This window comes from Bradyrhizobium sp. WYCCWR 12699, assembly GCF_032144035.1.
Lineage (GTDB): Bacteria > Pseudomonadota > Alphaproteobacteria > Rhizobiales > Xanthobacteraceae > Bradyrhizobium.
Window position 1 is genome coordinate 1 of record NZ_JAVTJN010000010.1, and the last position, 4,738, is coordinate 4,738.

Annotated in this window: 2 protein-coding genes and 1 pseudogene; all 3 read left to right on the plus strand. The window is 63.8% G+C overall.

The genetic code is table 11. The annotated features are described in order from the left end of the window. The coding region (locus tag RPS27_RS08370) for a DUF1522 domain-containing protein (RefSeq protein ID WP_313753959.1) at nucleotides 1-1,095 on the plus strand (1,095 nt) is incomplete at its 5' end. Between the two features lie 356 nt (nucleotides 1,096-1,451). Further along, nucleotides 1,452-3,740: a DUF1522 domain-containing protein gene (locus RPS27_RS08375; protein ID WP_259214218.1), complete on the plus strand. Its 2,289-nt coding sequence runs from the start codon at nucleotides 1,452-1,454 to the stop codon at nucleotides 3,738-3,740. A gap of 329 nt (nucleotides 3,741-4,069) precedes the next feature. Then, nucleotides 4,070-4,738, plus strand: a pseudogene (locus RPS27_RS08380) (flagellin); the annotation flags it as partial.

The following is a 4,738-nucleotide window of genomic DNA, read 5'->3' on the forward strand; positions in this document are numbered from 1 at the left end:
TCGACGGTCTATCTGGAGAACGGCACGGTCAACGACGTGCTGAATGCGATCGACCTTGCCACCGGCGTGCAGAAAGCCACGATCGGCGCCAGTGGCACCGCAACGCTTGCGACCGCCACCGGCCAGACCAACTCGTCGATCAACGCCTCCGGCCAGCTCAAGATCTCGACCGGCGTCAACGCCGATCTGTCGATCACCGGCACCGGCAACGCGCTGAACGTGCTCGGCCTTGCCGGCAACACCGGGACGGCGACCGCCTTCACCGCGGCGCGCACCTCCGGCGTCGGCGGCATCAGCGGCAAGACCTTGACCTTCACCTCCTTCAACGGCGGTACGGCGGTCAACGTCACCTTCGGCGACGGCACCAACGGCACGGTCAAGACGCTCGATCAGCTCAACACCAAGCTGCAGGCCAACAACCTGACGGCGACGATCGACGCCAACGGCCTGCTGACGGTCTCCACCACCAACGACTACGCGTCCTCGACCATCGGATCGAGCGCCGCGGGTGGTGCGATCGGCGGTACGTTGACCTCGTCGCTGACGTTCTCGACGGCTTCCAGCCCCGTCCAGGACACGGTTGCCCAGACTTCGCGTGCGAACCTGGTCTCCCAGTACAACAACATCCTGAACCAGATCGACACGACCTCGCAGGACTCCTCGTTCAACGGTGTCAACCTCTTGAACGGCGACCAGCTCAAGCTGGTGTTCGACGAGACCGGCAAGTCGAACCTCAGCATCACGGGTGTGACCTACAACTCCAAGGGCCTGGGCCTTGCTGCGCTGACCAGCGGTGTCGACTTCATCGACAACGCCGCCACCAACAAGGTGCTCTCGAACCTGAACGCCGCGTCGAGCACGCTGCGCTCGGAAGCTTCGAGCCTCGGCTCGAACCTCTCGGTGGTGCAGGTTCGTCAGGACTTCAACAAGAGCCTGATCAACGTGCTGCAGACCGGCTCGTCCAACCTGACCCTGGCCGACACCAACACCGAAGCGGCCAACAGCCAGGCGCTGTCGACCCGTCAGTCGATCGCAGTCTCCGCGCTGTCGCTGGCCAACCAGTCGCAGCAGAGCGTGCTGCAGCTGCTCCGCTAAGTCGCGGACGACATCGCAAGCAAGATCCGGCGGCGGGGCTTCGGCCCCGCCGCTTTCTTTTTGCGTCGGCATCGGGATGCCGCGATGAAGTGGGATGATGTATCGGATGCAGCCAATTGCTCACTCTGAGTTATGGTTGACAAGTGGCAAATGGCTCGTCGCCGCACCAAAAAGCGTCATCCTATCATGACGATATGGAGAAGCGTGATCAGGCTTCGATCGCCCGTATGGTGAATCCGCGCAGGGACTGGCGCGACACGCTTCATGCTTTGTTAGCCCTCCACGTTCACCGTCCCGAGCATCGATTAATCCTAATCGAAGTTTTGTTGCGTTGCGTACCAGAAGGGTAACACTCAATGTCCGGTATCGTTCTCTCTTCGTCGGTTCGTCAGAACCTGCTCTCTCTCCAGTCCACCGCTGACCTCCTCGCCACCACCCAAAGCCGCCTGTCGACCGGCAAGAGCGTCAACTCGGCCCTGGACAATCCCACCAACTTCTTCACGGCACAGTCGCTCGACAACCGCGCCAGCGACATCAACAATCTGCTCGATGGCATCGCCAACGGCGTGCAGGTGCTGCAGGCCGCCAACACCGGCATCACCTCGCTGCAGAAGCTGATCGACTCCGCGAAGTCGATCGCCAACCAGGCGCTGCAGACCACCGTCGGCTACTCCACCAAGTCCAACGTCTCCACCACGATCTCGGGTGCGACGGCGGCGGACCTCCGTGGTACGACTTCGTTTGCCAGCGCGACCGCGAGCAGCAACGTGCTGTATAGCGGCGCGGCCGGCGGCACTACGGCTGCGACCGGCACCAGCACGCTCGGCGCGACCATCGGCTCGTTCCAGGGCAGCACGGCAACGACCGGCGCAGGCGGCACTACGGCCCTGACCGGTGCGATCACCCTGATCGCCACCAACGGCACGACCGCGACCGGACTTGCCGGCGTCGCCCAGCCCGCCGACGGCGACACGCTGACCGTAAACGGCAAGACCATCACCTTCCGTTCCGGCGCGGCTCCGGGAGCCACCGGCGTTCCGTCCGGCTCTGGCGCCAGCGGCAACCTCGTCACCGACGGCAACGGCAACACCACGGTCTATCTCGGTACCGCGGGCACTCCGGCTGCGACCGTCGACGATCTCTTGGCGGCGGTCGATCTGGCCAGCGGGGTGAAGACGGTCTCGATCAGTTCGGGTGCTGCGACGATCTCAGCGAGCTTCGGCCAGGGTGGTACGGTGTCGACCGTCGGCACCTCCAAGGTCACGCTGGTCAGCTCGAAGGGCGCGGATTTGAGCGTCACCGGCAAGGCAGATCTGCTCAATGCTCTCGGCCTGAGCACGTCGGTCGGCGGCGGCAATGCCACCGTCAACGTCAACCGGACCACGAGCGCGACCTCGCTGGGTGCAACGATCGCGGACGGTTCGTCCCTGAACGTCGACGGTCACGTCATCACCTTCAAGAACGCGCCGACCCCCGGCACGACCGGTGCTCCGAGCGTTCCGAGCGGGTATGGCGCGAGCGGTAACGTCGTCACTGACGGCAACGGCAACTCGACGGTCTATCTGGAGAACGGCACGGTCAACGACGTGCTGAATGCGATCGACCTTGCCACCGGCGTGCAGAAAGCCACGATCGGCGCCAGCGGTACTGCGACGCTTGCGACCGCCACCGGCCAGACCAACTCGTCGATCAACGCCTCCGGCCAGCTCAAGATCTCGACCGGCGTCAACGCCGATCTGTCGATCACCGGCACCGGCAACGCGCTGAACGTGCTCGGCCTTGCCGGCAACACCGGGACGGCGACCGCCTTCACCGCGGCGCGCACCTCCGGCGTTGGCGGTCTCACCGGCAAGACCTTGACCTTCACCTCCTTCAACGGCGGCACGGCGGTCAACGTCACTTTCGGCGACGGCACCAACGGCACGGTCAAGACGCTCGATCAGCTCAACACCAAGCTGCAGGCCAACAACCTGACGGCAACGATCGACGCCAACGGTCTGCTGACGGTCTCCACCACCAACGACTACGCGTCCTCGACCATCGGATCGAGCGCCGCGGGTGGTGCGATCGGCGGTACGCTGACGACGGCTCTGACGTTCTCGACGGCTTCCAGCCCCGTCCAGGACACGGTTGCCCAGACTTCGCGTGCGAACCTGGTCAATCAGTACAACAACATCCTGAACCAGATCGACTCGACCGCGCAGGACTCCTCGTTCAACGGTGTCAACCTCTTGAACGGCGACCAGCTCAAGCTGGTGTTCGACGAGACCGGCAAGTCGAACCTCAGCATCACGGGTGTGACCTACAACTCAAAAGGCCTGGGCCTTGCCGCGTTGACCGGCGGTGTCGACTTCATCGACAACGCCGCCACCAACAAGGTGCTGACCAACCTGAACTCGGCCTCCAGCACGCTGCGCTCGGAAGCTTCGAGCCTCGGCTCGAACCTGACGATCGTGCAGGTTCGTCAGGACTTCAACAAGAACCTGATCAACGTGCTGCAGACCGGCTCGTCCAACCTGACCCTGGCCGACACCAACGTCGAAGCGGCCAACAGCCAGGCGCTGTCGACCCGTCAGTCGATCGCAGTCTCCGCGCTGTCGCTGGCCAACCAGTCGCAGCAGAGCGTGTTGCAGCTGCTCCGCTAAGTCGCGGACGACATCGCAAGCAAGATCCGGCGGCGGGGCTTCGGTCCCGCCGCTTTCTTTTTGCGCATTGCTCGGAGACTTCGAGAGGGCAGGCGAGGTTCGAAAAAGTAACCAGCGGTTATGGTTAATGGAGCGTAAGCGCCAGGAATCGCCAATGATTTCAGGTGGATTGTTCGTGGTCCAGGCGCCCTCGGCTCGCTTATGGTGAACCGGCGCTTATGTAGGCTGCACTCTTTTCACCCTTTGTTAGCCACGTCACGGCACGCTGGCCCCGTCACTCGATCCAGAAGCGATCGAACGAAGACGCGTAAGCCAGAAGGGTAAGAGTCATGTCCGGTATTGTTCTCTCTGCGTCGGTTCGCCAGAACCTGCTTTCTCTCCAGTCCACCGCCGATCTTCTCGCCACCACACAGAACCGTCTGTCGACCGGCAAGAGCGTCAACTCGGCCCTGGACAATCCCACCAACTTCTTCACGGCACAGTCGCTCGACAACCGCGCCAGCGACATCAACAATCTGCTCGACAGCATCGCCAACGGCGTGCAGGTGCTGCAGGCTGCCAACACCGGCCTCACCTCGCTGCAGAAGCTGATCGACAGCGCCAAGTCGATCGCTAACCAGGCGCTGCAGACCACCGTCGGCTACTCCACCAAGTCCAACGTTTCTACGACCATCGCCGGCGCGACGGCAGCCGACCTGCGCGGCACCACGAGCTTCGCCAGCGCAACCGCGAACAGCAATGTGCTCTATAGCGGCGCGGCCGGCGGCATCACGGCGGCAACCGGCACCAGCACGCTCGGCGCGACCATCGGCTCGTTCCAGGGCAGCACGGCAACGACCGGCGCAGGCGGCACTACGGCCCTGACCGGCGCCATCACCCTGATCGCCACCAACGGCACGACTGCGACCGGCCTCGCCGGTGTGGCCCAGCCCGCCGACGGCGACACGCTGACCGTAAACGGCAAGACCATCACCTTCCGTTCCGGCGCGGCTCCGGGA

Excerpts from the sequence above, each read along its gene's own strand:
- RPS27_RS08375 (WP_259214218.1), top strand. The coding sequence starts at position 1,452 with ATGTCCGGTATCGTTCTCTCTTCGTCGGTTCGTCAGAACCTGCTCTCT.